The following is a 582-nucleotide window of genomic DNA, read 5'->3' as shown; positions in this document are numbered from 1 at the left end:
AAATATCCTCGTGTCCCGCGCTGTGTAAGCCGAACCATTGTCCGAGAGGTGCTCGATAGCATTCGGGGCTCGGGTTGCGCGGAAGCGTTTCTCGACTGCCTCCAACATCATGTCGCGCACGTCAGAGCCGGAGATGCCTGCATTGGCGACTGCCGTCCAAGCGATGATCTCGCGGTCGAAGGCGTCGATGATGAAGGCGAGACGGATGACCTCGCCGTTCCAGCAGGTGAACTCCAGACCGTCGGAGCACCAGCGCAGGTTAGAGCGCATGACCATGACCTTGCCATCATGGATGCGGCCTTTGCGAACGGCCGTATGTTTCTCCAGCAGCATGGCATGGTTGCCCATGATGCGATGAACCCGTTTGGCGTTGACGACAGGCTGATCGGCGGCTCGCCTTTCGCGATTGAGCAGCGCGGCGATCCGCCGATAGCCATAGGTTGGCCTTTGATCCACCAGCCTGCGAATGGCGGGTAGAAGCTCTGCATCCTCAGCCTTGTAGTAGGCTCCGCGTGGCTTTGATCTGCCTTTCAACCGCTCGACAAGGTTCGAGCGGGAGATGCCCAGCGTGTCGGCGACGGT

General features: G+C 60.1%; 1 protein-coding gene. It reads right to left on the bottom strand.

Translation table 11 applies throughout. The features are described 5' to 3' along the window. A partial coding sequence (locus tag ASF69_RS22950) for a DDE-type integrase/transposase/recombinase (RefSeq protein WP_244475561.1) occupies positions 1 to 582 on the bottom strand: 582 nt, incomplete at both ends.

The sequence above is a fragment of the Rhizobium sp. Leaf311 genome (assembly GCF_001423445.1).
GTDB lineage: Bacteria > Pseudomonadota > Alphaproteobacteria > Rhizobiales > Rhizobiaceae > Agrobacterium.
The sequence above is the reverse complement of the archived record's forward strand: the minus strand, read 5'-3'. Positions and strand labels throughout refer to the sequence as shown.